Origin of the sequence: uncultured Methylobacterium sp., from assembly GCF_964242245.1 — a bacterium.
GTDB lineage: Bacteria > Pseudomonadota > Alphaproteobacteria > Rhizobiales > Beijerinckiaceae > Methylobacterium.
Genome location: NZ_CAXTBY010000047.1, coordinates 1 through 26,132, shown reverse-complemented (window position 1 = coordinate 26,132; position 26,132 = coordinate 1). Strand labels below are relative to the sequence as shown.

The 26,132-nt window shown below is 70.3% G+C and carries 17 protein-coding genes and 1 pseudogene; 10 read left to right on the top strand and 8 right to left on the bottom strand.

The window, feature by feature from the left end:
* Positions 1-41: 41 nt before the first annotated feature.
* Together ACFE8Y_RS11940 and ACFE8Y_RS11935 are read right to left on the bottom strand one after the other, a co-directional pair.
* Positions 42-482, bottom strand: a complete 441-nt coding sequence (locus ACFE8Y_RS11940; RefSeq protein ID WP_375464600.1) for a DUF4112 domain-containing protein — start codon at positions 480-482, stop codon at positions 42-44.
* Between the two features lie 93 nt (positions 483-575).
* Positions 576-1,757: an aminotransferase gene (locus tag ACFE8Y_RS11935; RefSeq protein WP_375464599.1), complete on the bottom strand. Its 1,182-nt coding sequence runs from the start codon at positions 1,755-1,757 to the stop codon at positions 576-578.
* 344 nt (positions 1,758-2,101) lie between these two features.
* Between ACFE8Y_RS11935 and ACFE8Y_RS11930 the strand changes: the two genes are divergently transcribed.
* From ACFE8Y_RS11930 to ACFE8Y_RS11910, 5 genes are all read left to right on the top strand, one after another.
* Positions 2,102-2,260, top strand: coding sequence for a hypothetical protein (locus ACFE8Y_RS11930; RefSeq protein ID WP_375464598.1), 159 nt, complete (start codon positions 2,102-2,104; stop codon positions 2,258-2,260).
* Between the two features lie 292 nt (positions 2,261-2,552).
* Positions 2,553-3,884: an MdtA/MuxA family multidrug efflux RND transporter periplasmic adaptor subunit gene (locus ACFE8Y_RS11925; protein WP_375464597.1), complete on the top strand. Its 1,332-nt coding sequence runs from the start codon at positions 2,553-2,555 to the stop codon at positions 3,882-3,884.
* Positions 3,885-4,098: 214 nt separating this feature from the next.
* The gene (locus tag ACFE8Y_RS11920; RefSeq protein WP_375464596.1) at positions 4,099-7,224 is read left to right on the top strand and encodes an MdtB/MuxB family multidrug efflux RND transporter permease subunit; all 3,126 of its coding nucleotides are present in this window, start codon (positions 4,099-4,101) and stop codon (positions 7,222-7,224) included.
* A gap of 172 nt (positions 7,225-7,396) precedes the next feature.
* Entirely contained in the window at positions 7,397-10,759 is a 3,363-nt protein-coding gene (locus tag ACFE8Y_RS11915; protein WP_375464595.1) for an efflux RND transporter permease subunit, read from the top strand.
* A gap of 185 nt (positions 10,760-10,944) precedes the next feature.
* Entirely contained in the window at positions 10,945-12,438 is a 1,494-nt protein-coding gene (locus tag ACFE8Y_RS11910; RefSeq protein WP_375464594.1) for an efflux transporter outer membrane subunit, read from the top strand.
* A 16-nt stretch (positions 12,439-12,454) separates the two neighbouring features.
* On the opposite strand, the gene ACFE8Y_RS11905 is transcribed toward ACFE8Y_RS11910, so the two are convergent.
* The gene (locus ACFE8Y_RS11905) at positions 12,455-14,125 is read right to left on the bottom strand and encodes a methyl-accepting chemotaxis protein (RefSeq protein WP_375464593.1); all 1,671 of its coding nucleotides are present in this window, start codon (positions 14,123-14,125) and stop codon (positions 12,455-12,457) included.
* 541 nt (positions 14,126-14,666) lie between these two features.
* Here ACFE8Y_RS11905 and zwf point away from each other — a divergent pair.
* Positions 14,667-16,187: a glucose-6-phosphate dehydrogenase gene (gene zwf / locus ACFE8Y_RS11900; protein ID WP_375464601.1), complete on the top strand. Its 1,521-nt coding sequence runs from the start codon at positions 14,667-14,669 to the stop codon at positions 16,185-16,187.
* Between the two features lie 126 nt (positions 16,188-16,313).
* Here the strand turns inward: zwf and ACFE8Y_RS11895 are convergent, their stop codons facing one another.
* Both ACFE8Y_RS11895 and ACFE8Y_RS11890 read right to left on the bottom strand, forming a co-directional pair.
* On the bottom strand, positions 16,314-17,084 hold the full coding sequence (locus ACFE8Y_RS11895) for a restriction endonuclease (RefSeq protein WP_375464592.1): 771 nt from the start codon (positions 17,082-17,084) through the stop codon (positions 16,314-16,316).
* A gap of 190 nt (positions 17,085-17,274) precedes the next feature.
* Positions 17,275-17,775, bottom strand: coding sequence for a MucR family transcriptional regulator (locus ACFE8Y_RS11890; protein WP_375464591.1), 501 nt, complete (start codon positions 17,773-17,775; stop codon positions 17,275-17,277).
* A gap of 461 nt (positions 17,776-18,236) precedes the next feature.
* Here ACFE8Y_RS11890 and ACFE8Y_RS11885 point away from each other — a divergent pair, with 461 nt between their 5' ends.
* Together ACFE8Y_RS11885 and ACFE8Y_RS11880 are read left to right on the top strand one after the other, a co-directional pair.
* Positions 18,237-18,392 (top strand): hypothetical protein, encoded by a 156-nt coding sequence (locus tag ACFE8Y_RS11885; protein ID WP_375464590.1) that lies wholly within the window; start codon positions 18,237-18,239, stop codon positions 18,390-18,392.
* A gap of 37 nt (positions 18,393-18,429) precedes the next feature.
* A complete protein-coding gene (locus ACFE8Y_RS11880; RefSeq protein WP_375464589.1) occupies positions 18,430-21,108 on the top strand; it encodes a bifunctional acetate--CoA ligase family protein/GNAT family N-acetyltransferase in 2,679 nt (892 codons plus the stop codon).
* Positions 21,109-21,566: 458 nt separating this feature from the next.
* Here the strand turns inward: ACFE8Y_RS11880 and ACFE8Y_RS11875 are convergent, their stop codons facing one another.
* Both ACFE8Y_RS11875 and ACFE8Y_RS11870 read right to left on the bottom strand, forming a co-directional pair.
* Complete coding sequence (locus tag ACFE8Y_RS11875) at positions 21,567-22,100, bottom strand: Dps family protein (protein ID WP_375464588.1); 534 nt, start codon at positions 22,098-22,100, stop codon at positions 21,567-21,569.
* A gap of 179 nt (positions 22,101-22,279) precedes the next feature.
* Entirely contained in the window at positions 22,280-23,809 is a 1,530-nt protein-coding gene (locus ACFE8Y_RS11870; protein ID WP_375464587.1) for a murein L,D-transpeptidase, read from the bottom strand.
* 137 nt (positions 23,810-23,946) lie between these two features.
* On the opposite strand from ACFE8Y_RS11870, the pseudogene ACFE8Y_RS11865 reads away from it, so the two are divergent.
* A pseudogene (locus tag ACFE8Y_RS11865) lies at positions 23,947-24,159 on the top strand (transposase); the annotation flags it as partial.
* On the opposite strand, the gene ACFE8Y_RS11860 reads toward ACFE8Y_RS11865, so the two are convergent.
* Positions 24,156-24,677, bottom strand: coding sequence for a hypothetical protein (locus ACFE8Y_RS11860; protein WP_375464586.1), 522 nt, complete (start codon positions 24,675-24,677; stop codon positions 24,156-24,158). The pseudogene ACFE8Y_RS11865 and the gene ACFE8Y_RS11860 sit on opposite strands and share 4 nt — an antisense overlap.
* Before the next feature lie 449 nt (positions 24,678-25,126).
* Here ACFE8Y_RS11860 and ACFE8Y_RS11855 point away from each other — a divergent pair, with 449 nt between their 5' ends.
* Entirely contained in the window at positions 25,127-25,570 is a 444-nt protein-coding gene (locus ACFE8Y_RS11855) for a hypothetical protein (RefSeq protein ID WP_375464585.1), read from the top strand.
* The last annotated feature ends 562 nt before the right edge of the window (positions 25,571-26,132 follow it).

Here is a 26,132-nt window from a genome sequence, read left to right as displayed (position 1 = left end):
GGGGGAGGGAAGGCGCGTTTGGGGAGCCTCGCAGGCGGTCGTCAGCCGTCGATCCGCACGGCCGTGCCCTCGATCTCGTTCGGGCGCACGCCGCCGCTGCGCTCCATCCAGCGGCGCAGCAGGCGGACGTTGCGGATGTTGGCCTTGAAGGCCGCGTCGAACAGGTCGCCGGCCAGGGGCACGATCCCGATCGCCCCGTCGAAGGCGACGTTCAGCGCCATCCGCCCGAGCAGCCAGCGCGGGGCGCCGAGCCGCCGGGCCTCGCCGACGATGTAGGACGAGATCACGAGGCCCACGAGGTCGCCCACCACCGGCACGAGGCCGATGAGCGCCTCCAGCCCGACCCGGCGGTTGATCCCGGGGATCAGGAAGGCGGAATCGAGCAGGTGCGCCAGCGCCTCCAGCCGGGCGAGGCTTGCCTCGCGGCTCGGATCGGCGATGCGGGAGAGCGGGGTCGCGCGGAAGGTCTGCGTGGAGTCCATCGCGGGGGTCCGGGGAGCGAGGGCGGCCATGCGGGAGGATGTGGGCCCCGGCGGGGCACCCGGCAAGGACGCGATCGGGCCGGGTCGCGCGCATCATGCCGGCCCCCGCAGGATGCCGGCCATGCGGGCGATGGCGGCGTCCAGCGTCGCGTCGGCCTTGGCGAAGCACAGGCGCACGAGGTTGCGCACGGGGGCGTCGGCCGAGGAGGCGTCGGTCGAGGCGTCGGCGTAGAACGCGCTCACCGGGATCGCCGCGACCCGGTGCTCGCGCACCAGCACGTCGCAGAACGCCGCGTCGTCGGCGTGGCCGAGGCCCGCGATGTCGATGTTGAGGAACCACGTCGCCCGCGCCGGCAGCACCTGGAATCCGAGCCGCGTCAGGCCGTCCGCCAGCCGGTCGCGGGAGCGGGCGTAGCCCGTGCGCATGGCCTCGAAGGTCGACGCGTCCTTGCCCAGCCCGTAGGCGACGGCCTCCTGCAGGTTCGGCGGCGTCGTGAAGGTGAGGAACTGGTGCGCCTTGGCGAGAACCCGCATCAGGGACGCGTCGGCCATCACGAAGCCGACCTTCCAGCCGGTGAGCGAGAAGATTTTTCCCGCCGATCCGATCTTGACCGTGCGCCCGCGCATGCCGGGCAGGCCCATCAGCGGCACGTGCCGCGCGCCGTCGAACACCACGTGCTCCCAGACCTCGTCGCAGACCGCGACCACGTCGTGGCGGCAGCAGAATCGGGCCAGTAGTGCGAGGTCGTCGTGGCAGAACAGCGTCGCGCTCGGGTTCAGCGGGTTGTTGAGCAGCACGACCCGCGTGCGCGGGGTGAACGCCTCGGCGAGCGCCGCCGCGTCGAGGCGGAAGGCGGGGGGACGCAGCGTCACGATCCGCGGCACGCCGCCGGCGCGGCGCACCAGCGGCAGGTAGGCGTCGTACATCGGCGCGAACAGCACCACCTCGTCGCCGGGCTCGATCAGCGCCAGCAGCGCGCCGGCGAGCGCCTCGGTGGCCCCCGAGGTCACCATCACCTCCGTCTCCGGGTCCAGCGCCAAGCCCTGGTGATGGGCGTAGTGCGCCGCGACCGCTTCGCGCAGGGCGGGCAGCCCCATCATCGGCGGGTACTGGTTCCAGCCCTCGACGAGCGCCCGGGCGCCGCGCGCGCGCAGGTCCGCCGGCCCCGGATCGTCGGGAAAACCCTGGCCGAGGTTGATCGCTCCGTGCGCGCGGGCAAGGCCCGACATCGTCTCGAACACCGTCGTCGGCAGGCCGGCGTAGAGCGGGTTCATGCGGGTGCCATCGGGGGCCCGAACGTCGACCGGGGCGGGGGCGGAGCTCGGCGAGGGGCGCGCATCGGCGCCGTGATACCATGAGCCCTGGCACCCGTGAAACGTGCGGCAGCGCACGTGCCCAGCGAACGCACGACTGACGAATATTGACATTCATCAGTCGTGACGTACCTTCCTGGAACACGGCCGGCACGGCGCCCGTCGGGACGGAACTCCGCCCCCTCGTTCCGGTCCTTCGGTCACGCCGGACCGGTCGTGGACAGGCCCGCCAATCCGTTGGCGGGCCTTTTCGCGTCTCCGGCCTCTCCGAGGGCCGGCGACACCGCTCTCCGTCGAGGCACCGCATGCGGACGCCATCCACGCGGGCCCTCGGCGTCGCGCTCACCTTGGGCCTTGCCCTCGGCGCCCTCGGTGTCGGGCTGCGGCTGGCCGTTCCGGTCGCGCCCGTCGACGAATCGTACCGGGACGTGGTCCGATTCTACCGGTCGCTGGAGCGGCCCTGATCCGGCCAGCAACACGCCCGAAACCTCGACGCCGTACTGACGACGCATTGGCGCGCGATGGGCTCGGCCCATGTTGGCTCCTGAACCCGAAGATCTGCGCAAGCCCGAAGATCTGCGCCGGACCCGCGCGAGAACCTCCTCACACGACGATGCCGCAAGGCGGGGTTCGTTCGGCTCCTGTACACTCGCCGACGGGTAGGAGGCCGGGTTTCGACGCGCGCCCGGGCTTGAGAACAAGAGGGACAGGGCGTGGGCCGGGGGCCGCGGCGCCCGGAACGTGGTCTGATCAGTCATGAACGAGAGCTCACCCATCCGGACGGAGACGGCGCGCGCGTTCCAGCCGATCGCGGCGCCGGCCCGCACGCGACGGCGGTTCCGCCCCGGCCGCTGGATGCTGCTGATCCTGGCGCTGCTCGCCGCGGGCGCGATCGGCCACCGCTGGTACGACGCGCGCACGCAGGGCGCGGGGAGCCCGGGGACGACGCAGGGCAAGGGCGGCCGCGGCGGTCGCCACGGCGGCGGCGGCGACCCGCCCCAGGCGGTCGGCATCGCGCAGGTCGCCGCGGGCGACGTCCCCGTGATCCTCCAGGGCCTCGGCACGGTGACGCCGCTCGCCACCGTGACCGTGAAGTCGCAGATCAGCGGCTACCTCACCGAGATCGGGTTCCGCGAGGGCCAGACCGTGAAGCGCGGCGACTACCTCGCCCAGGTCGACGCGCGGCCCTACGAGGCGCTGCTCGCCCAGTATCAGGGACAGCTCGCCCGCGATCAGGCGCTGCTTCAGAACTCCAAGCTCGATCTCGCCCGCTTCCAGCGGCTCGCCCAGCAGGACTCGATCTCGAAGCAGAACGTCGACACGCAAGGGGCGCTGGTGAAGCAGAACGAGGGCACGGTCGCCTCCGATCAGGCGCTCGTCGACCAACAGCGGCTCAACATCGCCTACGCCCGCATCACCACGCCGGTGGAGGGCCGCGTCGGCCTGCGGCAGGTCGATCAGGGCAACTACATCACGGCGGCCTCGACCAACATCGTCGTGGTCACGCAGCTCCACCCGATCTCGGTGGTGTTCACGCTGCCCGAGGACGATGTCGCCCGCGTCATGCGGCGGGTACGCTCGGGCGCCAAGCTCACGGTGCGGGCCTACGACCGGGGCGACGCCCACGAGATCGCCACGGGCACGCTCGACACCGTCGACAACCAGATCGACGTCACCACCGGCACGGTGAAGCTGCGCGCCCTGTTCGAGAACGGCGACGAGGACCTGTTCCCCAACCAGTTCGTCAACGCCAAGCTCACCGTCGACACGGTGCGCGCCGCGCCCCTCGTCCCCAACGCCGCGATCCTCCAGGGCACGCCCGGCACCTACGTCTACCTGATGGACGGGGACGAGAAGGTCACGATGCGCCCGATCAGGACGGGCGAGACCGACGGCACCCGCACCGTGGTGCTCTCCGGCCTCCAGGCGGGCGACCGCATCGTCACCGACGGCACCGACCGGCTCCGCGACGGGGCGCCGGTGCGGGTCACGGCAGGGCAGCAGACCGCGGACGGAAAGCCCGTCGAGCCGGCAGCGGCGTCGCCCGAGGGCGGCCAGAGGCGCGGACGCCGGCGGCAGGCGCCGTGAGCCGGAGGTTTCAGAACACGCGCGCTCCCTCCCCCCTCTGCGGGGGAGGGTGGCCCGCGAAGCGGGTCGGGAGAGGGGTGCGCCGCATCCGGATAACGCGCTCCCCTCACCCGACCCTCGCTCACGCGAGGGCCGCCCTCCTCCGCAGAGGGGGGAGGGCGATCCGTCGGCCTGCGATACGTGAGCTTGGCAGCGTCGAGACGGGAGGCTGCGCATGAACCCCTCCCGCCTCTTCATCCTGCGCCCCGTGGCCACCACGCTCCTGATGCTGGCGATCCTGATCGTCGGCGGGGTGTCGTACCTGAACCTGCCGGTCTCGGCCCTGCCGTCGGTCGATTACCCGACGATCCAGGTGCAGACGTTCTATCCCGGCGCCAGCCCCGAGGTGATGACCTCGGCGGTGACCGCGCCGCTGGAACGGCAGTTCGGGCAGCTCGCCAACCTCAACCAGATGACCTCGCAGTCCTCGGCCGGCGCCTCCGTCGTCACCCTGCAGTTCAACCTCGACCTGCCCCTCGACATCGCCGAGCAGCAGGTTCAGGCGGCGATCAACGCCGCCGGCAACCTGCTGCCCTCGGATCTCCCGGCGCCGCCGATCTACGCCAAGGTGAACCCCGCCGATGCCCCGGTGCTGACGCTGGCGCTCACCTCCAAGACCCTGCCGCTGACGCAGGTGCGGGATCTGGCCGAGACGCGGCTCGCCCAGAAGATCAGCCAAGTGGCGGGCGTCGGCTTGGTGAGCATCTCCGGCGGGCAGCGGCCGGCGGTGCGGGTGCGCTTCAACGCGCGGGCGCTCGCCGCCTACGGCCTCAACATCGACGACCTGCGCACCACGATCACCAACCTCAACGTCAACACCCCCAAGGGCACCATCGACGGGCCGAAGCAGTCCTACGCGATCAACGCCAACGACCAGATTCAGGACCCGAAGGCCTACGACGACGCGATCATCGCCTACAAGAACGGCGGGCCGGTCAAGCTCTCGGACGTCGCCGACGTGGTCCAGGGGCCGGAGAACACCAAGCTCGGCGCCTGGGCCGACGCGACGCCCGCGATCATCCTCAACATCCAGCGCCAGCCCGGCGCCAACGTCATCAGTACCGTCGACAAGATCAAGGCGCTGCTGCCGCAGCTCCAGGCGAGCCTGCCGGCCGCGATCCAGGTGGGCCTGCTCACCGACCGCACGGTGACGATCCGGGCGTCGGTCGAGGACGTGCAGTTCGAGCTCGGGCTCGCGGTCGCGCTCGTCGTGCTGGTGATCTTCCTGTTCCTGCGCAGCGTCTCCGCCACCCTGATCCCGAGCCTGTCGGTGCCGCTCTCGCTTATCGGCGCGCTCTCGGTGATGAGCCTCTACGGCTTCTCGCTCGACAACCTCTCGCTGATGGCGCTCACCATCGCCACCGGCTTCGTCGTCGACGACGCCATCGTGGTGATCGAGAACATCGCCCGGCACGTGGAGGACGGGGATTCGCCCCTCGACGCCGCGCTGAAGGGCAGCCGCGAGATCGGCTTCACCATCATCTCGCTCACCGTCTCGCTGATCGCGGTGCTGATCCCGCTGCTGTTCATGGGCGACGTGGTGGGGCGCCTGTTCCACGAGTTCGCGATCACGCTGGCTGCCACCATCGTCATCTCGGCGGTGGTGTCGCTGACGCTGGTGCCGATGCTGTGCGCGCGGCTCCTCAAGCACGTGCCGGAGGCCCAGGCCCGGCGGCGGGAGGGCGTCTTGAGCCGGATGGGGCGCCGCGCCACCGAGGGGACGATCGCGGCCTACGGGCGGGCCTTGCGCGTCGTGCTGAACCACCAGGGGCTGACGCTGGTGGTGACGCTGGCCACGGTGGCGCTCACCGCCTACCTGTTCGTGGTCATCCCGAAGGGGTTCTTCCCGGTCCAGGACACCGGCGTGATCCAGGGGGTCACGCAAGGGGACCAGACGCTCTCCTACGCGGCCATGGCCGAGCGGCAGCAGCGCATCGCGGCCCTGATCCTGAAGGACCCGGACGTCGCCAACCTGTCCTCGTTCATCGGCGTCGACGGGCAGAACGTCACGCTGAATTCCGGCCGCCTGCTCATCAACCTCAAGCCCCAGGCCGAGCGCACGGCGCGCGCCGGCGACGTCATCCGCCGCATCCAGGCCACGACGGGGGACGTTCCGGGCCTGCGCCTCTACATGCAGCCGGTGCAGGACCTCACCATCGACACCGCGGTCTCGGCGACGCAGTACCAAGTGATCCTGGAGACGCCGAACCTCGACGACTTCGAGCTCTGGGTGCCGCGGTTCACCGACGCGCTCTCCAAGTCGCCGGTGGTGGCCGATGTCGCCAGCGACCACCAGGGCCAGGGCTTGGCGGCCTACGTCACCATCGACCGGCCGACGGCGGGGCGCTACGGTATCACCCCGGCCACCATCGACAACGCCCTCTACGACGCCTTCGGCCAGCGCATCATCTCGACGATCTTCACCCAGTCGAACCAGTACCGGGTGATCCTGGAGGCCGACCCGAACCTGCACCGGACGCTGGACAGCCTCGACGCGATCTACCTGCCCTCCTCCACCGCCACCAGCGGGCAGGTGCCGCTCTCGGCGGTGGCCCGCATCGAGGAGCGCCGGGCGCCGCTGCTGATCTCCCATCTCGGCCAGTTCCCGGCCACCACCGTGTCGTTCAACCTCGCGCCGGGCGCGGCCTTGGGACAGGCGGTCGACGCCGTCGAGGAGGCGCGCAAAAGCATCGACCTGCCGCCGAGTTTTCGCGTGGTGCCGCAGGGGTCGGTGTTCGCCTTCCAGTCGGCGCTGGGCAACGAGCTGTTCCTGGTGGGGGCGGCGATCGTCACCGTCTACATCGTGCTCGGCGTGCTCTACGAGAGCTTCATCCATCCGATCACCATCCTCTCGACGCTGCCGTCGGCCGGCATCGGCGCATTGCTGGGGCTGATGCTGTTCGGGCTGTCGCTCGACATCATCGCGGTCATCGGCATCGTGCTGCTCATCGGCATCGTGAAGAAGAACGCCATCATGATGATCGACTTCGCGCTCCAGGCCGAGCGCGAGGCGGGGATGACCCCGCGCGAGGCGATCACGCAAGCCTGCCTCCTGCGCTTCCGCCCGATCCTGATGACGACGCTGGCCGCGCTCTTCGCGGCGATCCCGCTCATCGCCGGCACCGGCGTCGGCTCGGAGCTGCGCCAGCCGCTGGGCATCGTCATCGCGGGCGGGCTGATCGTCTCCCAGGTGCTGACCCTGTTCACCACGCCGGTGATCTACCTCGCCTTCGACCGCCTGGAGCGGCGGATCATGGGGCGCCGGGAGCCGGACCTGTCGGCGGGCGAGGCGCTGCCGTGAGGGAAATCAAGCGCGACGCCCTCCCTCCCCCCTCTGCGGGGGAGGGTGGCCCGCGAGCTAAGTCGGGAGAGGGGAGCGCCGTATCCGGACCTGTCGCTCCCCTCTCCCGACCCTCGCTCACGCGAGGCCCACCCTCCCCCGCAGGGGGGGGAGGGAAGATGGGCGGCGCCCCATGAACATCTCAGAACCCTTCATCCGCCGCCCCGTCGCGACCACCCTGCTCACGATCGGCGTGCTGCTCGCCGGCCTGTTCGCGTTCCTGAAGCTGCCGGTGGCGCCGCTGCCGCAGGTGGACTTCCCCGTGCTCCTCGTCCAGGCGCAGATGCCGGGCGCGTCGCCCGACACCATGGCGACGACGGTGGCGGCCCCCCTCGAGCGGCGCCTCGGGGTCATCGCCGACGTCAACGAGATGAGCTCGACGAGCTCGACCGGCAGCGTGCGGATCGTGCTGCTGTTCGGCCTCAACCGGGACATCGACGGGGCCGCCCGCGACGTGCAGGCCGCGATCAACGCGGCGCGGGCCGACCTGCCGGCGGCGCTCCGCCAGAACCCGACCTACCGGAAGTTCAACCCGGCCGACTCGCCGATCATCATCATGGGGATGACCTCGGACACCCTGTCCCCGGGCCAGCTCTACGATTCGGCCGCCACCATCGTGCAGCAGAAGCTGTCGCAGCTGCCCGGCGTCGGCAACGTCGACATCGGCGGCTCGTCGCTGCCGGCCGTGCGCGTCGAGCTCGATCCCACCGCCCTGTTCCACTACGGCATCGGGCTGGAAGGCATCCGCGCCGGGCTGGCCTCGGCCAACGCCAACTCGCCGAAGGGCGCGATCGAGGCCGGGGACCGGCGCTACCAGCTCTACGCCAACGACCAGGGCCGCAAGGCGGAGGATTACCGCGACATCGTCGTGGCCTACCGCAACGGCGCGGGCGTGCGGCTCACCGACGTCGGGCAGGTGATCGACTCGGTCGAGGACCGGCGCAACCTCGGCATCGTCGACGGCCGGCCCGGGGTGCTGCTGTTCGTCTACAAGCAGCCCGGCTCGAACGTGGTCGAGACGATCCGGGGCGTGAAGGCGGCGCTGCCGCAGATCACCGCGGCGCTGCCCGGCGACATCACCCTGACGCTCACCGGCGACCGCAGCGCCACGATCCGCGCGTCGCTCGCCGCCACCGAGGAGACCCTGCTGATCGCGGTCGGCCTCGTGGTCCTCGTGGTGTTCGCCTTCCTGCGCTCGGGGCGCGCCACCCTGATCCCGGCGGTCGCCGTGCCGATCTCGATCGTCGGCACCTTCTCGGCGATGTACCTGCTCGGCTACTCCCTCAACATCCTGTCGCTGATGGCGCTGATCATCGGCACCGGCTTCGTCGTCGACGACGCCATCGTCGTGCTGGAGAACGTCCAGCGCCACATCGAGATGGGCAAGCCGCGCCTCGACGCGGCCCTGGTCGGCGCGCGCGAGGTCGGCTTCACCGTGATCTCGATGAGCCTGTCGCTCGTCGCGGTGTTCCTCCCGATCCTGCTGATGGGCGGCCTGATCGGGCGCATCTTCCAGGAATTCGCCGTGACCCTGTCGCTGGCGATCCTGATCTCGCTGGTGCTGTCGCTCACCACGACGCCGATGATGTGCGCGCGCCTGCTGCGGCCGGAGGCCCGCGCGCGCAAGCGCCCGAACATCCTGATCCGGGGCCTGGAGGGCGCGTTCACCGGGACGCTCGGCGCCTACGAGCGGACCTTGCGCGTCGCGCTGCGCCATCCCCGCCTCGTGCTGCTGACGCTCGCCGCGACGATCGGGCTCAACGTCTACCTCTACGTCATCGTGCCGAAGGGCTTCTTCCCCGAGCAGGACACGGGGCAGATGATGGGCGGCGTCCAGGCCGACCAGCGCATCTCGTTCCAGTCGATGGAGACGAAGCTCAAGGAGGCGGCCGCGATCGTGGGAGCCGACCCGGCCGTCGACAGCGTCGTCGGCTTCACCGGCGGGCGCGGCACCAACTCGGCCAACGTCTTCGTGGGCCTGAAGCCCGCCGCCGAGCGCGACGGGATGAATGCGGTGACGAGCCGCCTGCGGCCGAAGCTGTCGCGGGTGGCGGGCGCGCGCCTCTACGTCTTCCCGCGCCAGGACCTGCAGATGGGCGGGCGCCAGAGCTTCTCGCAGTACCAGTACACCCTTCAGGGCGACACGGCGGCCGAGCTCTACGCCGCGGCCCCGAAGCTCGTCGAGGCGATGCAGAAGGACCCGACGTTCACCGACGTGACCTCCGACCAGCAGGAGGGCGGCCTGGAAAGCCGCCTGGTGATCGACCGGGCCACCGCCTTCCGCTACGGCATCACCCCGGACAAGATCGACAACACCCTCTACGACGCCTTCGGCCAGCGCCAGGTCTCGACGATCTACAACCCGCTCAACCAGTACCACGTCGTGATGGAGATCGCGCCGCGCTACCTGGAGAGCCCCGAGACCCTCAAGCAGCTCTACGTCTCGACCTCGGGCGGCAAGGCCAGGGGCTCGGCCACCACCAACGCGGTGGCCGGCACGGTCGCCGCCGCCGGGGGCACGGCCGTCAACGCCGTCGCGACCGGGCCGGGCGCCGCACCCACCACCAGCGGTACGAGTTCGGGCACCACGGGTGGGGCGGTGGACCCCACCATGAGCGCGGCATCCATCGCCTCGGATTCCGCCCGCAACGCCGCCTCGAACGCCATCGCCGCGTCGAAGGGCGGCGCCTCGTCGAGCGCGCCGGTGTCCTCCGCCATGGAGACGATGGTCCCGCTCTCGGCCTTCACCCGGCTCGAGACCGGCAGCGCGCCGGTGCAGGTGAGCCACCAGGGCCTGTTCGTGGCGACCACGATCTCGTTCAACCTAGCCCCCGGCAAGAGCCTGTCGGACGCCACCGTCGCGATCGACGCGGCGATGTCCGCCCTGCGCCTGCCGGCGACCATCCACGGCGAGTACGCCGGCGCCGCCAAGACTTACGTCGCGTCGGCCTCGCGCCAGCCGCTGCTGATCCTGGCCGCGATCCTCGCCGTCTACGCGATCCTCGGCATCCTCTACGAGAGCTTCGTGCATCCGATCACGATCCTCTCGACGCTGCCGTCCGCCGGCCTCGGCGCGCTGCTGGCGCTGCTCGTCACCGGCACCGAGTTCACGATCATCGCGCTCATCGCGGTCTTCCTGCTCATCGGCATCGTCAAGAAGAACGCCATCATGATGATCGACTTCGCGCTCGATGCCGAGCGCACGCGGGGGGCCGATCCGCACGAGGCGATCTTCGAGGCCTGCCTCTTGCGCTTCCGCCCGATCATGATGACAACGCTGGCCGCAATGCTGGGCGCGGCCCCCCTCATCCTCGGCGGCGGCGAGGGCTCGGAACTCCGCCGGCCGCTGGGCATCGCCATCGTCGGCGGCCTGATCGTGAGCCAGATCCTGACCCTCTACACCACCCCCGTCGTCTACCTCGCCCTCGACCGCCTCCGGCACCGGGCGAAGGCGGGGCGCGGGGGGACTGCCGCATCGCTTGCGGCGGGCGAATGAAGCGTTTCCGGATGCGGGACACGGAAGGCGCGCGCGCGCCCTTCCCTCCCCCTTTAGCGGGGGAGGGTGGCCCTCGCGTCAGCGAGGGTCGGGAGAGGGGAGCGCCGTATCCGGATAACGCGCTCCCCTCTCCCGACCCGCTTCGCGGGCCACCCTCCCCCGCAGAGGGGGGAGGGGGACCGCGGATGCCGGTCGCCACACTTGTCGCCGCTCTCGCGCTTACAACCACGCTGTCCGCCTGCGTCGTCGGCCCCGACTACGCCCGCCCCTCCGTTGAGACGCCGCTGGCGTTCAAGCAGGGGGGCGCCCGCGAGGACAGCGCGGCCTACGTGGCATCGCGAAAAAACTGGCGCCCGGCCGCGCCCAACGACGGGGCCGAGCGCGGCGACTGGTGGCGCGTGTTCCGCGATCCCGCCCTCGACCGGCTGATCCGCCTCGTCGACGTCGACAACCAGACGCTCCGCCAGTCGGTGGCCAACTACCGGCAGGCCCGCGCGCTGGTCGAATCCGCCCAGGCCGCGCTCTACCCGACCGTGACGGGCGCCCCCAGCATCACCCGCCTGCGCACCGGGGGCGTGGAGCGCACCAGCGTCTCGCTGCTGGGACAGGCGAGCTGGGAGCTCGACCTGTTCGGGCGCATCCGCCGCACCATCGAGAGCGAGACCGCGCTCGCGCAATCGGACGCCGCAGCCCTCGGGCTGGTGCGCCTGAGCATCCAGGCCGAGGTCGCGACCGACTACCTGTCGCTGCGCTACGCCGACGCGCTCCAGCGGGTGCTCGATTCCAACGTCGAGAACTTCAAGCGCACCCTGGCGATCGCCGAGAACCAGTACGCCGTCGGCGTCGCCGCGCGCTCCGACGTGATCACCGCGCAGACGCAGGTGCAGACGGTGCAGGCCTCGGCCATCGCGGTCGGGCTGACGCGGGCGCAGTTCGAGCACGCCATCGCGACGCTCGTCGGCCGCCCGCCCTCGGAGCTGTCGCTGCCGGTGGCGCCGCTGGCCCAGACACCTCCCGCCGTCCCGGTCGGCATCCCCTCCGCCCTGCTGGAGCGGCGCCCGGACGTGGCGCAGGCCGAGCGCAGCGTGCAGGCGGCGAGCGAGCAGATCGGCGTCGCCGTGGCGGCCTTCTACCCGACGGTGACGCTCTCGGCCTCGGGCGGCATCTCGGGGCTGACCCGCAACGGATTGCTGTCGGCTGCCAACCAGGTCTGGTCGGTGACGGCGGCCGGCAGCGAGGTGCTGTTCGACGGCGGCGCCCGCTCGGCGGCGGTGCAGGCGGCCCGCGCCGCCTACGACGCGGCGGTGGCCAACTACCGGCAGGTCGTGCTCGCCGCCTTCGCCGACGTGGAGAACGGGCTCGCCGGCGTGCGCATCCTCGCCCGCCAGCAGGTGGCGCAGGACGAGGCCCTGGCCTCGGCCCGCCGCGCCGTCGAGATCACCCTCAACGAGTACCGCGCCGGCACCCAGAACTTCACCACCGTGGTGACGGCCCAGTCGCTGGCCCTGAACAACGAGGTCGCCGCGCTCCAGGTGCGGCTCTCCCGCTTCACCACCGCCGTCGGCCTGATCCGGGCCCTCGGCGGCGGCTGGGACGCCCGCTCGCTGCCGAGCGATGCCGAGCTGAAGGGCCCGCGCCTGCCGATCGACCTGTCGCCGGCCGTCCAGCCGGCCGAGTAGGCGTCCGGATCGCGCCTCACGCGGCCCGGACGGTGGCGAGGAAGCGGGTGACCTCGGCGCCGAGGTGCTCGGACTGGCGCGAGAGCTCGGTCGCCGACGTGAGGACCTGGCTCGCTGCCGCACCCGTCTCCTCCGCAGCGCTCGCGACGCCCGCGATGTTGCTCGTCACCTCGCCGGTGCCGGTGGCCGCCTGGCCGACGTTGCGCACGATCTCCTGCGTCGCCGCGCCCTGCTCCTCCACGGCTGCCGCGATCGAGGTCGCCACGCTGTTGATCTCGCGGATGCGCCCCGTGATCGCGGCGATCGCCGTGACCGCCTGCCCCGTCGCGGCCTGGATCTGGGTGATCTGGCCCGAGATCTCGTCGGTGGCCCGGCTGGTCTGGGCGGCCAGTTCCTTGACCTCGGAGGCGACGACGGCGAAGCCCCGTCCCGCCTCGCCGGCGCGCGCCGCCTCGATGGTGGCGTTGAGCGCCAGCAGGTTGGTCTGGCCCGCGATGTTGGCGATCAGGCCCACCACGTTGCCGATCTTGGCCGCAGCCTGGCTCAGGGCGGTCACGAGCTGGGCCGTCTCGTCCGCCTGGGTCATGGCGGCCTGGGCGAGCTGGGCCGAGCCGCTGACCTGACGCCCGATCTCCTGGACGGACGCGCCGAGCTCCTCGGAGGCCGCCGCCACGGTGTTCACGTTGGAGGCCGCCTCCTCGGCCGCCGCCGCCACGGTGGTGGACTGGCTCGCCGTCTCCGTCGCGGTCGCGGTCATCGTCTGGGCGGTGGCCTGAAGCTCGGTCGCGGAGGAGGACAGCATGCCCACGATCCCGCCGACCGCCTGCTCGAAGCCGTCGGCCAGCTCGTGCATCGCGGCCCGGCGCTGCGCCTGCGCGCCGGCCCGCGCCTGCTCGCTCTCCGCCTCCAGCGCCCGGGAGCGGATCAGGTTGTCCTTGAACACCTGGACCGCGGCGGCCATCGCGCCGACCTCGTCCCGGCGTCCCTGGTAGGGGACCTGCGAGGCCACGTCGCCGCCCGCCAGCGTGCCCATCACCCCGACGATCCGATCGATCGGGCGGGTCACGCCGAGCAGGGTGAAGGCGATGCCGACGAGCCCGCACAGCGTCGCCCCGATGCAGATCGCGCCGGTGAGCCACAGGGCGGACTCGTAGGTCCGGGCGGCATCCGCGGCGGCGGCCTGGCTGCCCCGTTCGTTCAGTGCGGTGTCCTGATCGAGCACGTCTACGACGGCCTGGAACATCGGCCGCGACTCCTTGAACGCGCCGACCGTGAGCGCCTTGTCGCCGGCGTGGGCTGCCGCCACGAGCTTGGTGCGCAGGTCGAGATACGTGGTCCAGTGCCGCTTGAAGCCGTCCCAGAGGGCCTGCTCTTCCGGGCTGCTGACCAGGGACTCGTATTTCCTCGCGGCCGTGGTCACGGCCTGGAGACGGACCACGTCGTTCTTGTCGAGCTCCGACATCGCCTCGATCTCGGAGACGTAGCGCAAGTCCGCCAGGCGCAGGCGGGAGATGCTGTATTTCAGCTCACCGAGCCACCGCACGCTCGGCAGCCAGTCCGCGGCGACCTCGACCGTGCTGGTGTTGACGGTGCGCAGCTTCGCGGCGGCGAAGAGGCCCTGGCCGGCGATGGCGAGTGCCAGGATGCCGATGATGCCGATCAAGGTGGCTTTGATGCTGAGCCGCATGGTGCTGAGGTCCTGTTTCCGTGAGCCGCCGCGACAATGTTTCTTCGCAGTTAAATCATTACTAAAACCTTGAAAGAAATCTATTTAACTTCAATCTAAGATTGCAATCTGCTGTTTCGGAGTCGAAGTACTATCTCATGCTTCGCTTATTTGTATGGGACGCCCCCCGATGCGGTGTCGTCAGGCGGAAGGATTGATGGAGAGGGCTGAGCGTCGTTGATCGGGCAGCGTGGCCCGCGCTGCCGCAGCAGATCGAACGTGGCGCGACCGAACATCGATCGCCCGGTCACCCGGAAGCGATCGACGTGGCCCTCGGTGGGCCCGTTGCTCGGGGCGGCACGACGGCCGCGCCTCCGCGCAGCCGCGAAGGCCCGTCGCGGCCGCGGCGTCCAGAGCGCTCTCCGCCGAATTTGCGGCAAGCCGCGGCGCGCGGGCCGCGATCCGCGACGCCCCGTGATCCCTCGGAACGGGCCCGCGCATCGCCGGTTGTCGTGCGAGCTTTGCTGCGCTGCCGCAGCCGATCCGGAGGCTGCGCGTGGCCGTGGAGAAGACCCCCCTCAAGGACGACGCCGCGAGCGGCACCCATCCGGCGCCCCCCTGCACCCTCGTGATCTTCGGCGCGGCCGGCGACCTGACCAAGCGCCTCCTGATGCCCTCGCTCTACAACCTCGCCGGCGCCGGCCTGCTCGACCCCGGCTTCAAGGTCCTCGGCGTCGATCACAGCGACGGCAGCGACGAGGGCCTGCGCGAGGGTCTGACCGACGCGATGGAGTCCTTCAGCAAGGACCCGGGCTCCGAGTTCCACGTCGACCGCGTCGACCCGACGAGCTGGGGCTTCGTGCGCGACCGCATCCAGTTCCTGAAAGGGGATTTCGAGGACGCGAAGACCTTCGAGGCCCTGAAGGGCCGGATCGCGGGCAGCGTGGTGTTCTACCTCGCGGTGGCGGCCCGCTTCTTCGGCACCCTCGTCGAGGGCCTGGGCGCGGCCGGCCTGCTGCGGCAGGCGGACGGCGCCTTCCGCCGGGTGGTGATCGAGAAGCCGTTCGGCTCCGACCTCGCCTCGGCGCGGGCGCTGAACGCGCAGATCCTGAAGCAGGCCGACGAGAGCCAGTTCTACCGGATCGACCACTTCCTCGGAAAGGAGACGGTGCAGTCGATCATGGCGCTGCGCTTCGCCAACAGCCTGCTGGAGCCGGTCTGGCGGCGCGAATACGTCGACAGCATCCAGATCACCGCGGCCGAGACCGTCGGCGTCGAGGCGCGCGGCAGCTTCTACGAGCCGACGGGCGCGCTGCGCGACATGGTGCCCAACCACATGTTCCAGCTCCTCTGCATGGTGGCGATGGAGCCGCCGAACTCGTTTGCCGCCGAGGACGTGCGCGGCGAGAAGGCCAAGCTCGCCCAGGCCGTCAAGCCGATCCGGCCGGCGGACGCCGTGCGCGGCCAGTACGCCGCCGGGACGCTCGACGAGGCACCGGTCGTCGGCTACCGCGACGAGCCGCACGTGGCGCCGGAGTCCAGCACCGAGACCTACGTCGCCCTGAAGCTCGAGATCGACAACTGGCGCTGGGCCGGCGTGCCGTTCTACGTCCGCACCGGCAAGCGCATGACCGGGCGCCGCACCGAGATCGCGGTGCTGTTCAAGCCGGCCCCGTTCAGCCTGTTCGCGGACACGCCCGTCGACGCGCTGGAGCCGAACGTGATGCGCATCACCATCGACCCCGAGCACGGCGCCGGCACCGAGCTCAACGTGAAGATCCCGGGGCCGCAGATGCGGGTCGGGCGGGTGACGACGGCGTTCCGCTACGCCGACTTCTTCGCAGACCAGCCCAACGTCGGCTACGAGACCCTGCTCTACGACTGCATGACCGGCGACGCGACGCTGTTCCAGCGGGCCGACAACATCGAGGCGGGCTGGGCCGCGGTGGAACCGCTGCTCGACGTCTGGAAGACCGCGCCGGTGGAGCCGTACCCGGCGGGAAGCCCCGGGCCGAAGGCCGCCGACGATCTCCTGGCCCGTGACGGCCGGCACTGGCTCGGGCTCGACGGCAGGAGCGACTGAGGGGAACGGCGCGTCGTGGACGAGCCGGAGGGGTCTCACGACGCACCGTCCTCGCCCGCCCGGCGGCGTCGGTTGAACGGGGCTTCGTGCGCCGCGCTAAAATCCCGTCCGGTTCCTTCGGGGCGATCAGGACCGCGCGGCGCAACTCCCCCGCGCCGGCCGGAGATCGGCCAGATCGTCGTGGTGCAGCAGCAGCACGCCGGTCGCGGCGGCGAGCTTGCGCGCCGCCGGGGTGAAGCCGGCGTTCGAGACCACGGCCGCCACGTCGCCGGACCAGTAGCGGGCGGCGGCGGCGGCCTCCTGCACCGCGGCGTTGCCGACCGGCCGTCCGTGGCGCTTGCACTGGACCACGAGGCGGGTGTCGGCCTGCTCGGCGACGATGTCGGCGCCCTGGTCGCCGCTCGCGGGCGTTTCATGCGTCCGCCACCCGGCGCGGGCGAGGCGGTCCGCGCAGAAGCGCTCGTAGCGCACCCCGTCCTCCGGCGCGTCGTCCTCGTCCGGCAGGGCGACCGAGGCGGCCACCTCCTCGACGATCGCCAGGATCGCATCGCGTCGGGTCTCGGCCAAGGCCGAGAAGCCCCGCGCCGCGATCGCAGGCAGGAGCGTGCGCGCAACGAAGTAGTCGCGCTCACGCAGCCAGCCGTCGCGGATCAGGGTGCCGTAGGCGTCGACGAAGCTCTCCTGGCGCCGCCGCAGGGCGAGCGTGCGCGCGTGGCGGCGGCAGACGCGGCGCACCTGCGCCCGGAAGCGCCGCGGCCGGCCGAGGTGGTGCAGCAGCACGAGGCCGAGGGTGAGGCCGGTGGCGGTGAGACCCGCCCGCCCGTACCAGATGCTCGCGCCGCCGCCGGCCACCGCGGTCCAGAACAGGCGCGCGACGAGGCTGGGCTGGCCGGGCATCGATCTCGCCTCACGCTGCCGGCCCGCCCCCTGGACCGGACCTGTCGCGGACAGCCATCGCACCGGCCGATTGCCCGGTCCCTAAGCCCCGCTCCGAGGGCACCCGAAAAGCTGTGGATGCGCGGCGTTCGTCGGCGCGCGGCGGCCGCGCGGACCCTTCAGCCTGCGCCGCCCGCGAAGCACCGACCGGTCAGGCGTCCGCCGAGGCGCGGGCGCGGGCCCGGCGGGCGGGCGGAGGGACGGCGGCTGGCGGGGGGGCAGCCGGTTCCGCCACGGCGGTTTTGCGCCGCTGCTGGCCCAACCCCATGGTCTTGGCGAGTTGCGAACGGGCCGCGGCGTAGCTCGGCGCCACCATCGGATAGTCGGCGGCGAGGTTCCACTTGGTCCGGTACTCGGCGGGGGTCATGTCGTAGCGGGTGCGCAGGTGGCGCTTGAGCGACTTGAATTTCTTGCCGTCCTCCAGGCAGACGATGAAGTCCGGCGTCACCGAGCGCTTGACCGACACGGCCGGCACCGGCGCCTCGACCTTCGCCTCGGTGCCGGGTCCGGTGATCCGGGTCAGGGTCGCATGCACGGACGCGACCAATCCAGGCAGTTCCACGACCGGAACCGAGTTGTTGCTCACAAATGCGGATACGATCTCGGCCGCCAATGCGATGTAGTCGGTCCCAATACCGTTGTCGGTTGTCATCGGTCGTTCCCCGGTAAGAACTAGAACAGCGTGGTCGGCATCGGCGCAGGCAACGTTATACGTATTTCAGCCGGCTCCAGCATGACCGCGCGAGACTACTATGGTGCCTGAGATCTGAAGGCAAGGCGCAAGTTTAGTCTCCGCAGCGGTAGACGTGAACGACTGGTGAGAACCATGCAGGATAGGGGGGCCGATCTGCGGTCCGAGTCCGGCCGATGAACGTCGTCACAGGCATTCGAACGCCGAAGGTCACGGCGCGCAGGCGCTTAGCTTTGGAAAGCTTGTCACGGTCGCGATACGGACCGTGCACCCCGCGGAGGCGACGTCCCGCAGTGATGCGGCCCGCGCGCGAACGCGTATCGCTCCCGCCAAGAGATCGGCTCCCGCCAAGAGCAGGCGGAGAGCGAACCGAGGAACCCGTGCCGGCCTGCCGCGTTCTGCCAGCGACGGAGGATTTCACCATGCAGACCGATTGGATCAGCGTCGAGAAGATCGCCCAGGATCGCGGCATCAGCGTCGCGGCGGCGCTTGCCCTGGCCGAGCGGATGAACTGGCCGCGGGTGTTCAAGACCCACGAGACCCTGGTGCTGGCGCCGATGTCGCCGAGCCGGACCTGACGCATCGCGGGACGCGTGCTGGCGCTTCAAGGCGCCGGTGAGCACGTATCGGATCGACGCCCTGCTCGCACCCCGGTCGATCGCCCTCGTGGGTGCCGGGGAGCGCGCCGGCTCACTGGGTCGTGCCGTCCTCGACAACGTGAGGGGCGCGGGCTTCGCCGGGCCGATCTGGCCCGTCAATCTGCTGTATCGCAAGGTCGACGGACTCGCCTGCGTTTCACGCCTCGTGGACTTGACGCAGGCGCCCGACCTCGTCGTCGTCGCGACGCCGCCCGCCGCCATTCCCGGGATCATTGAAGACGCGTGTCGCACGGGCGCCAGCGCCGCGCTCATTCTCACGGCCGGGCTCGGAACCGGCATCGACGATCCGGGTCCGCGGGCCGTGCGCTTGGCGCGTGATCATGGCCTGCGTCTGCTCGGCCCGGACAGCGCAGGCGTCGCCGTCCCCGGCCGGAACCTCAACGTCAGTTTGTTCGCCCGCGCGCCTCGGCCCGGCGACCTCGCCCTCGTCTCGCAATCGGGCACGGTCGCCGGTGCGATCGTCGAGTGGGGCGCGCGCCACGGCGTCGGCTTCTCGGCGGTCATGGCGCTGGGCAGCGCCTGCGACGTCGACATCGCCGATTGCCTCGACCACTTCGCGAGTTGCCTGCACACCCGCGCGATTCTGCTCTGCCTCGACGCGGTGAGCGATGCGCGCCGCTTCATGTCGGCCGCCCGTGCGGCCGCCCGCACCAAGCCCGTGGTGGTCCTGCGGACCGGCCGTCACGTCCGCGGAGACCGCGCCGCCCCCGAGACGCACACCGGCGCCCTCGCCCGGCCCGAGGCGGTGTACGAGGCCGCCTTCCGCCGGGCCGGGCTGCTGACGGTGCAGGGCCTCGACGAGATGTTCTCGGCGGTGGAGACGCTCGGGCGCCAGCGTCCGTTTCCGGGCAGGCGCCTCGCGATCCTCGCCAACGGACGCGGGATCGGCCTGCTGGCGGCCGACCGCTTGGCCGAGTCCGGCGGCACGCCGACGGACACGCTCGAACCGGGACCGGTCGACCTCGGCATCGCGGCGGACGGGCCGCGCTACGCCGCGGCGCTCGCGCCGATGCTCGGCGACCGGACGAGCGACGCGGTTCTGACGATGCACGTGCCCACCGCCCGCTCGGACGCGGCCGCCGTGGCGCGGGCGATCAGCGACACGGTCACGCAGGCCCGCAAGGGCCAAGCGCGCCGGAAGCCGGTCTTCGCGGTGTCCTACGGCGCGGCGGCGGGCGACATCCTGTCGGCGGCCGGCATCCCGAACTTCGCCACGGATTCGGAGGCGATCGCGGGCTTCCTGCACCTCGTGCGCTACCGCGAGGCGCAGGACGACCTGATGCGCACGCCGGATTCCCTGCCGCGCGACTTCGTCCCGGACACGCGGGCCGCCGGCGCGATCGTCGCCGCGGCCCTGCGCCAGGGCGCGGCGTGGCTCGATCCGGTCGCGGTGACGGGCCTGCTCGCGGCCTACGGCATCGCCGCCGTCCCCTTGAGCCTCGCCCCCGACATCGACGCGGCGGCAACCGCCGCGTGGCCGATCATCGCCGGAGGCGGCGCGATCGCGCTCAAGGTCGTCTCGCCGGACGTGGTCCACAAGTCCGACATCGGCGGCGTCCACCTCGACCTGACGAGCGAGGCCGACGTCCGCGCGGCCGCCGGACAGATCCTGGCGCGCGCACGGCGCGAGCGCCCGGACGCGCGGATCACCGGCTTCGCGGTGCAGCCGATGGTGCGCCGGGGCCGGCGCCGCGAGCTGATCGCGGGCCTGGCCGAGGACCCGGTCTTCGGTCCCGTGGTGGTGTTCGGCCGCGGCGGCACGGCGGTGGAGGTGATCGACGACCGGGCCCTGGCCCTGCCGCCGCTGGACCTCGCGCTGGCCCACGACCTGATCGGCCGCACCCGGGTCGCCCGGCGGCTGGCCGCCTACCGCGACGTGCCGGCGGCCGACACCGGGGCGGTCGCGCTGACGCTGGTGAAGCTGGCGCAGCTCGCCGCCGACCTGCCCGACGTGCGCGAACTCGACATCAACCCCCTGCTCGTCGACGAGCACGGCGCGGTGGCGCTCGACGCGCGCGTGCGCCTCGGCCCGCGCGGCAGGCGCGCCTCCCGCGGCCACCCGCGCTTCGCGATCCGCCCCTACCCGGCCGAGTGGGTGCGGACGCTGACGCTCCGGGGCCGCACCGTGCAGGTGCGCCCGGTCCGCCCCGAGGACGAGCCGACCTTCCGCGACTTCTTCGCGGGACTCGACCCGGAGGACGTGCGCCTGCGCTTCTTCGCCCCCGTGCGCGACTTCAGCCACGCCTTCCTCGCCCGCCTGACCCAGCTCGACTACGCCCGCGCCATCGCCTTCGTCGCGCTGACCGACGCGGCGGGCTTGAGCGACAAGACCATGCTCGGCGCGGTGCGGCTGCACGCCGACGCCGACGGCACCCGCGGCGAGTACGCGATCCTCGTCCGCTCCGACGCCCGCGGCACCGGGCTGGCGCTCGCCCTGATGGGGCTGATGCTCGACTGGGCCCGCTCCGAGGGCATCGGCCAGGTCGAGGGCACGGTGCTCGCCGAGAACCGGGCGATGCTCGCCGTGTGCCGGCGGCTCGGGTTCTCGCAGGCGCGGGACCCGGAGGATGTCGGGGTGGTGAAGGTGCGGCTCGCACTGCCGCGCCTCACCGATGCGCGGCCCGAGACGGCCTGAGCGCGCCGCGCGAGGGCGCGCGCTGCCGATCGCCGTTCCGCAAGCCCGACGGCGCCGCGGCCGGGAGGCGAACGGTACCGGTCAGGCTAATCCTGAGGGATGCCCTTCTTCTCATGCGGTGACTTATGGATTGTCATTCCCATCGGCCAACACGACGATCGTTCCGACCTGTTAACCCGCGTTCGGAGCCCTGCTCTGGTAAGTTATCAAAGCCGTGCGACGATGCCCGTAACGCTGCTGGACCTGTCGATCGCGGCAGCGGCCTGGAAACGGCTGCGGTTGTTCAGCCTCGGTGCCCGGAGCTACGGACGCCGGGACACGGTGGACGCTTACCTGTTGGTGCGGGGGCTCATCGCATCGTCCGGTCGCGACCTGGGGCGTGACCGCAGGGAGCACGTCATCACGCCAGCCGGGCGCCGCCTTCTGGATCGAACCGCGCGATGCGGTTCGGGAAAGCCTCAGTGCCCACCGTCGGTGGCGTTGCGGGTGGACTCGTAGAGGAACCACGTGCGCTCCTCCGACTGGTCGATCCACTCCTCCAGGAGCGAGGTGGTGGCGACGTCGTCGGCCTCGTCGGTGATCCCGTGCAGGTCGCGCATGTTGGCGGTGAGCGCCTTGTTGTCGTCGCGCAGCTCCCTGAGCATGTCGAGCGGCGAGACGTAGTCGGCGTCGTTGTCAGTCACGCGCGTCAGCGCGTGGGCCTGGCCCAGCGAGCGCAGCACGGTGCCGCCGATCTTGCGCGCGCGCTCGGCCACGTCGTCGATGATGCCGAAGATCTGCGCGCTCTGCTCATCAAGCAGCAGGTGGTAATCGCGAAAGTTCGGGCCGCTCATGTGCCAGTGGAAGTTCTTGGTCTTGATGTAGAGCGCGAACAGGTCCGAGGTCAGGATCGTGAGCCCTTCCGCGATCTTCCGGGTGTCGGCCGGGTCGAGGTCGGTCGGGGTGTTGAGGCGGTCGCTCGCGATGCGGCTGACGGGCTTGGCCTTCGCCATGGGACGTACTCCATACGTTCGGGATTTTCGGTGCGACGCCGAGGCGGGCGGCGATGGCCCGGCCGGCGTCCGTCATCCGGCAGAATGAACGCAGGGAACGATGGTTCCGGTGCCGATCCGCGCCGCATGGCAGGCGCGTCGGCGGCGCATAGTCTGGAGCGGTTCCAGGCTGGGGCGGCTCAGCGCCGGATCGGGCTCGGGGGCTTCGGAGCGGGCGCATCGCGCGGGGCCGTCGCCGGCGCGACGGCCGCCACCGTCGGCTTCAGGTCGGCCGCGTCCGGCGGGCGCTGCCCGGCCCGGGCCGGCCGGATCACCGGCCGCGGCGCGACCGATCCGGTGGTGGCGGGCTCGGTCGCGGCCGACGGCACCGGCCCGCCGGGGGTGTCGAGGCCGTAGATGTCGTCGCGGAACTGCACCCGGCCGTCGGGGCTCGCGTAGCCGGTGAGGTAGACGAAGGCCACCGGCACCGGCTTGGCGAGCTTGAGGTCGCGCCGCTCGCCGTCGGCGATGCCGGTCTCGATCTCGATCGGCCCCCAGGCGGAGCCCGCCCCCGGCCCCTCGGTGCCCTGGAGCAGCCAGCCGACCAGCTCCTTGACCCCGCCGACGCGGACGCAGCCGTGGCTGTGGAAGCGGACGTTGCGGGCAAACAGCGATTTGGACGGCGTGTCGTGCAGGTAGACCGCGTACCGGTTCGGCATGTCGATCCGCACCTGGCCGAGCGAGTTGTCGAAGCCGGCATCCTGGCGCAGGGTGTAGTTGACCGCCCGCTCGGTGTTCCAGTTCACGGCCGTGGGATCGACCTCGACGCCGCCGGGACCGAGGATGCGGATGTGGTTCTTGGCGAGATACCCGGGCTCCTTGCGCATCCGCGGGATGATCTCGTTCCGCACCACCGAGACCGGCACCGTCCAGGTCGGGTTGAAGTTGATGTCGGTGATCCGGCTCTCCACGGCGGGCGTCGCCTTGTCGGGCTTGCCGACCACGGCGACGTAGCGGCGCGCCACCACCCCGTTCTCCACCGCCTCGACGGTGGCCGAGGGGATGTTGACGACGACGTAGCGCTCGCCGAACGCGAACTTCGAGCCGATCAGCCGGGCGGCCGAGGCCGCGAGCTGGCGCTGGCGCACGCTGGCCGGCACGTTCAGCGCGGCGATGGTCTGGCGCCCGATCAGGCCGGTCTCGGGCAGGCCGTGGCGCCCCTGGAACGCCGTGACCGCCGCGATCAGGGGGGCGTCGAGCCGGTCGCTCGCGGGCGCGTCCGCGGGCAGATCGCCGGTGAGCGTGAGGTGGTGGCGCAAAGCCGGGATCGCGGGATGGGACGCGCCCGGCTTGAAGACCGCGTTCTCAGGGACGGCCTCCCAGCCCCCGGCCTCGGCGAAGGCCTGATAGCGCTCGGCCGCGCGGAGCGTGTCGAGGAAGGTTTTGGGCGTCAGCGTCGGCACCGGATCGGCCGAGACGCGGGCGTAGACCAGCTCCGGAGCCGCCTTGGGTTTCCGCGGGGCGTCCTTGGCCGCGTCCGCGGGCACCTGCGCCGTCGCGGGCGGACCTCCGGGCGCCACTGGCGGCAGAGCGGGCTGGGCTGGCGCGGCGATCGGCGCTGCGGCGGCGCTCGGCGCGGGCGGCACGCCCTCGGCGCTCGCGACGCTCAGCGCGGCGAGCAGCGCCAGCGGCGACAGGCCCGCGCGCAGGCGGAAACTGGTCGAGACCATCACGCGAACCTCAGTTCTCAGGCCCGGCACCGAGGCGCGGCGGTCCCGGGCGGGATGATGGCGGCCGATGGTTACCAATCCCCTGTCCGGGATTTCGGTGTCGACGCGGCTTCTCCCTCGGTTAGCCTGCTCACATCGATACGATCGAGGGCTGCGTCTCCACCTTCAAGCGCGGCGTGAAGGGCGTGTATCAGCGCTGCGGCAAGCAGCACTTGCACCGCTACCTTGCGGAGTTCGACTTCCGGTACAACAACCGAGTGAAGTTGGGTATCAATGATGTGGAGCGCACGGAAAAGGCGCTCGCTGGTATCACCGGCAAACGCCTTACGTATCGGACAGTTGGTCTCTAACTACCGGAAGCGTCGTACTTGATCCCATCTGGAGGGTTTTCGGGGTCATAAATCTCGCTGTATTTCATATCTCTCGGCCAGTAACCAAAACCGTCTAAGTTGACAAAAAGATTATTAAACCTCCAAAGTATAGTTCCTAAATTCTTGGCTTTGTCGACACCCGTCAAGGGTATTCCCTTGCTCTCCATAAGCCTAACCAAGGCGCCACGCTTGGCAGGCCGTCCATTCTCTATAAGAGTTCGCCGAGCCAGCCTTGCAACATCTTCTGGCTGCAACACAGTAGAGGACCGGGTTCCAGTGTCGATGCCGACATCGATTTTAAACTCATCCTCGACCATGGCCGAGGCAGCATCTACGTCTTCCCCGAAAAGGTAGGCAGTGCTACGCAATGCATCAATAGCCGACTCCAGGCGAACGGCTTCTTTAATAAGCTCTGCCCTCTTCTTTTGAAGGCGTTCGATCATTTCCTGAACGCTCGGCATTTTCTCTACAAGCCAATTAATTCCGAGACGCATCATGCGCCTTCATGCGTATACAAGCCACTCACGAGTGGTATGTGTCACATGGTATGGTTAACGGACTCCAGTTGTCCACACCCAATCCACTCTGAGTTCACCCTTGCGCCGAGTGCCATGAGTCGTTATTGAGTCGGGGCCGGGTCGTCCGGTGCCTCGGATTTGAAGATGACGACAGCTAGTAGCTCCCGGCGCTTAGGCGCCACCGGCGTGCCTGGGGGAGACTAACGAAGAGGACCGGCAATCCTGGTTGCACAGGAGTACCGGCCCTCGTGGTGGACCAGCAACCGGGCGGCAGTGCGCGCCGGGTCGGGTGTCTCGCCGACGCCAGACTCGCACGCCTGCCGCTCACCCTGCAAGCCTGTTTTGTAAACAGGGACCGGCACGAAATGACACAAGTACACGCAGCGCTAGCTGCACCTCAGCCCCGCCAACGTAGCCCCGATCAGCGGGTGATCGAAGTGACGCTGGTGTTCAAATTCCCTTGGAAACACGTGGAGCGCGGTCGCATAATCGAGATGCACCGCGCGGTTCAGCGCCGGATTACGCCGGGCAAGGAGTCGACACATATGGTGTCGATGCTCGTGAACACCGAAGAGACGGCCGCGCAGCTAATGCAGCGTATCCGTGATCGGACGATGGACGTATGCCCGATTGAAGGTATGTGGGCGCAGGAGATCGGTGCCGACGCGACAGGATACGAGCCCGCCTTCGATCCCTTCGCGTTCCGTGTCCTTACGGCGTGCAACGTCGCGACGGATCGCAACGAGGCCAAGGACTTGGGCAAGCGTCGGACGCGCGACGGCCGGATCAAAGACCGAGTCCAACAACTCGATCGCGGCGCACAGTTCGAGGTGGGCTTTCGCCTTCCGGGGGAGCGGAAGCCGATCACCTAGACGGATCGCAATAAGGGCTAGGCTCGCCATAGAATGTCCTCCCGTGAGGACGCCTTATGAATCAGAGAGCCATTGCGTCGCAAGCCACAGGCCGTCGGGGTGCGCTCCGGCGGCTTTTTGCTGTCCGTGCGACGCGCGCCTACATTGGGGGTGATTTCCGCGAGGCCGCACATGCCGACAAACACCCCCACCACGCCGAAGCCGCCCTGCAAGCTCGGCGCTGAGAAACTGACGCCTGAGGAGCAGAGGCGCCGCTTTATCGAAGACGCGCGCGAGGCTGGCGCGAGTGAGGATGAGGCCGCATTTGATACCGTGTTAAAGCAAATAGTTAAATCACCTGCTAAATAGAGCTAGACCAGACCACCATGGGCGGGGTCTCAAAGCTTCTGATGATCTAAAACGACTACCTCGCACCCTTTGGACTTCGCACGGCTCTGCGCTGCTTCTATAGCCTTCTCAATTGGCATCCGTTCGGACTCGAACAAATTTTTGTTCGGTTCAAAGGGCCCTGAGAGCCTGTTTGAGGTCTTTGTTTCAGGCTAGATTGTTGAGGGCGTTTGCG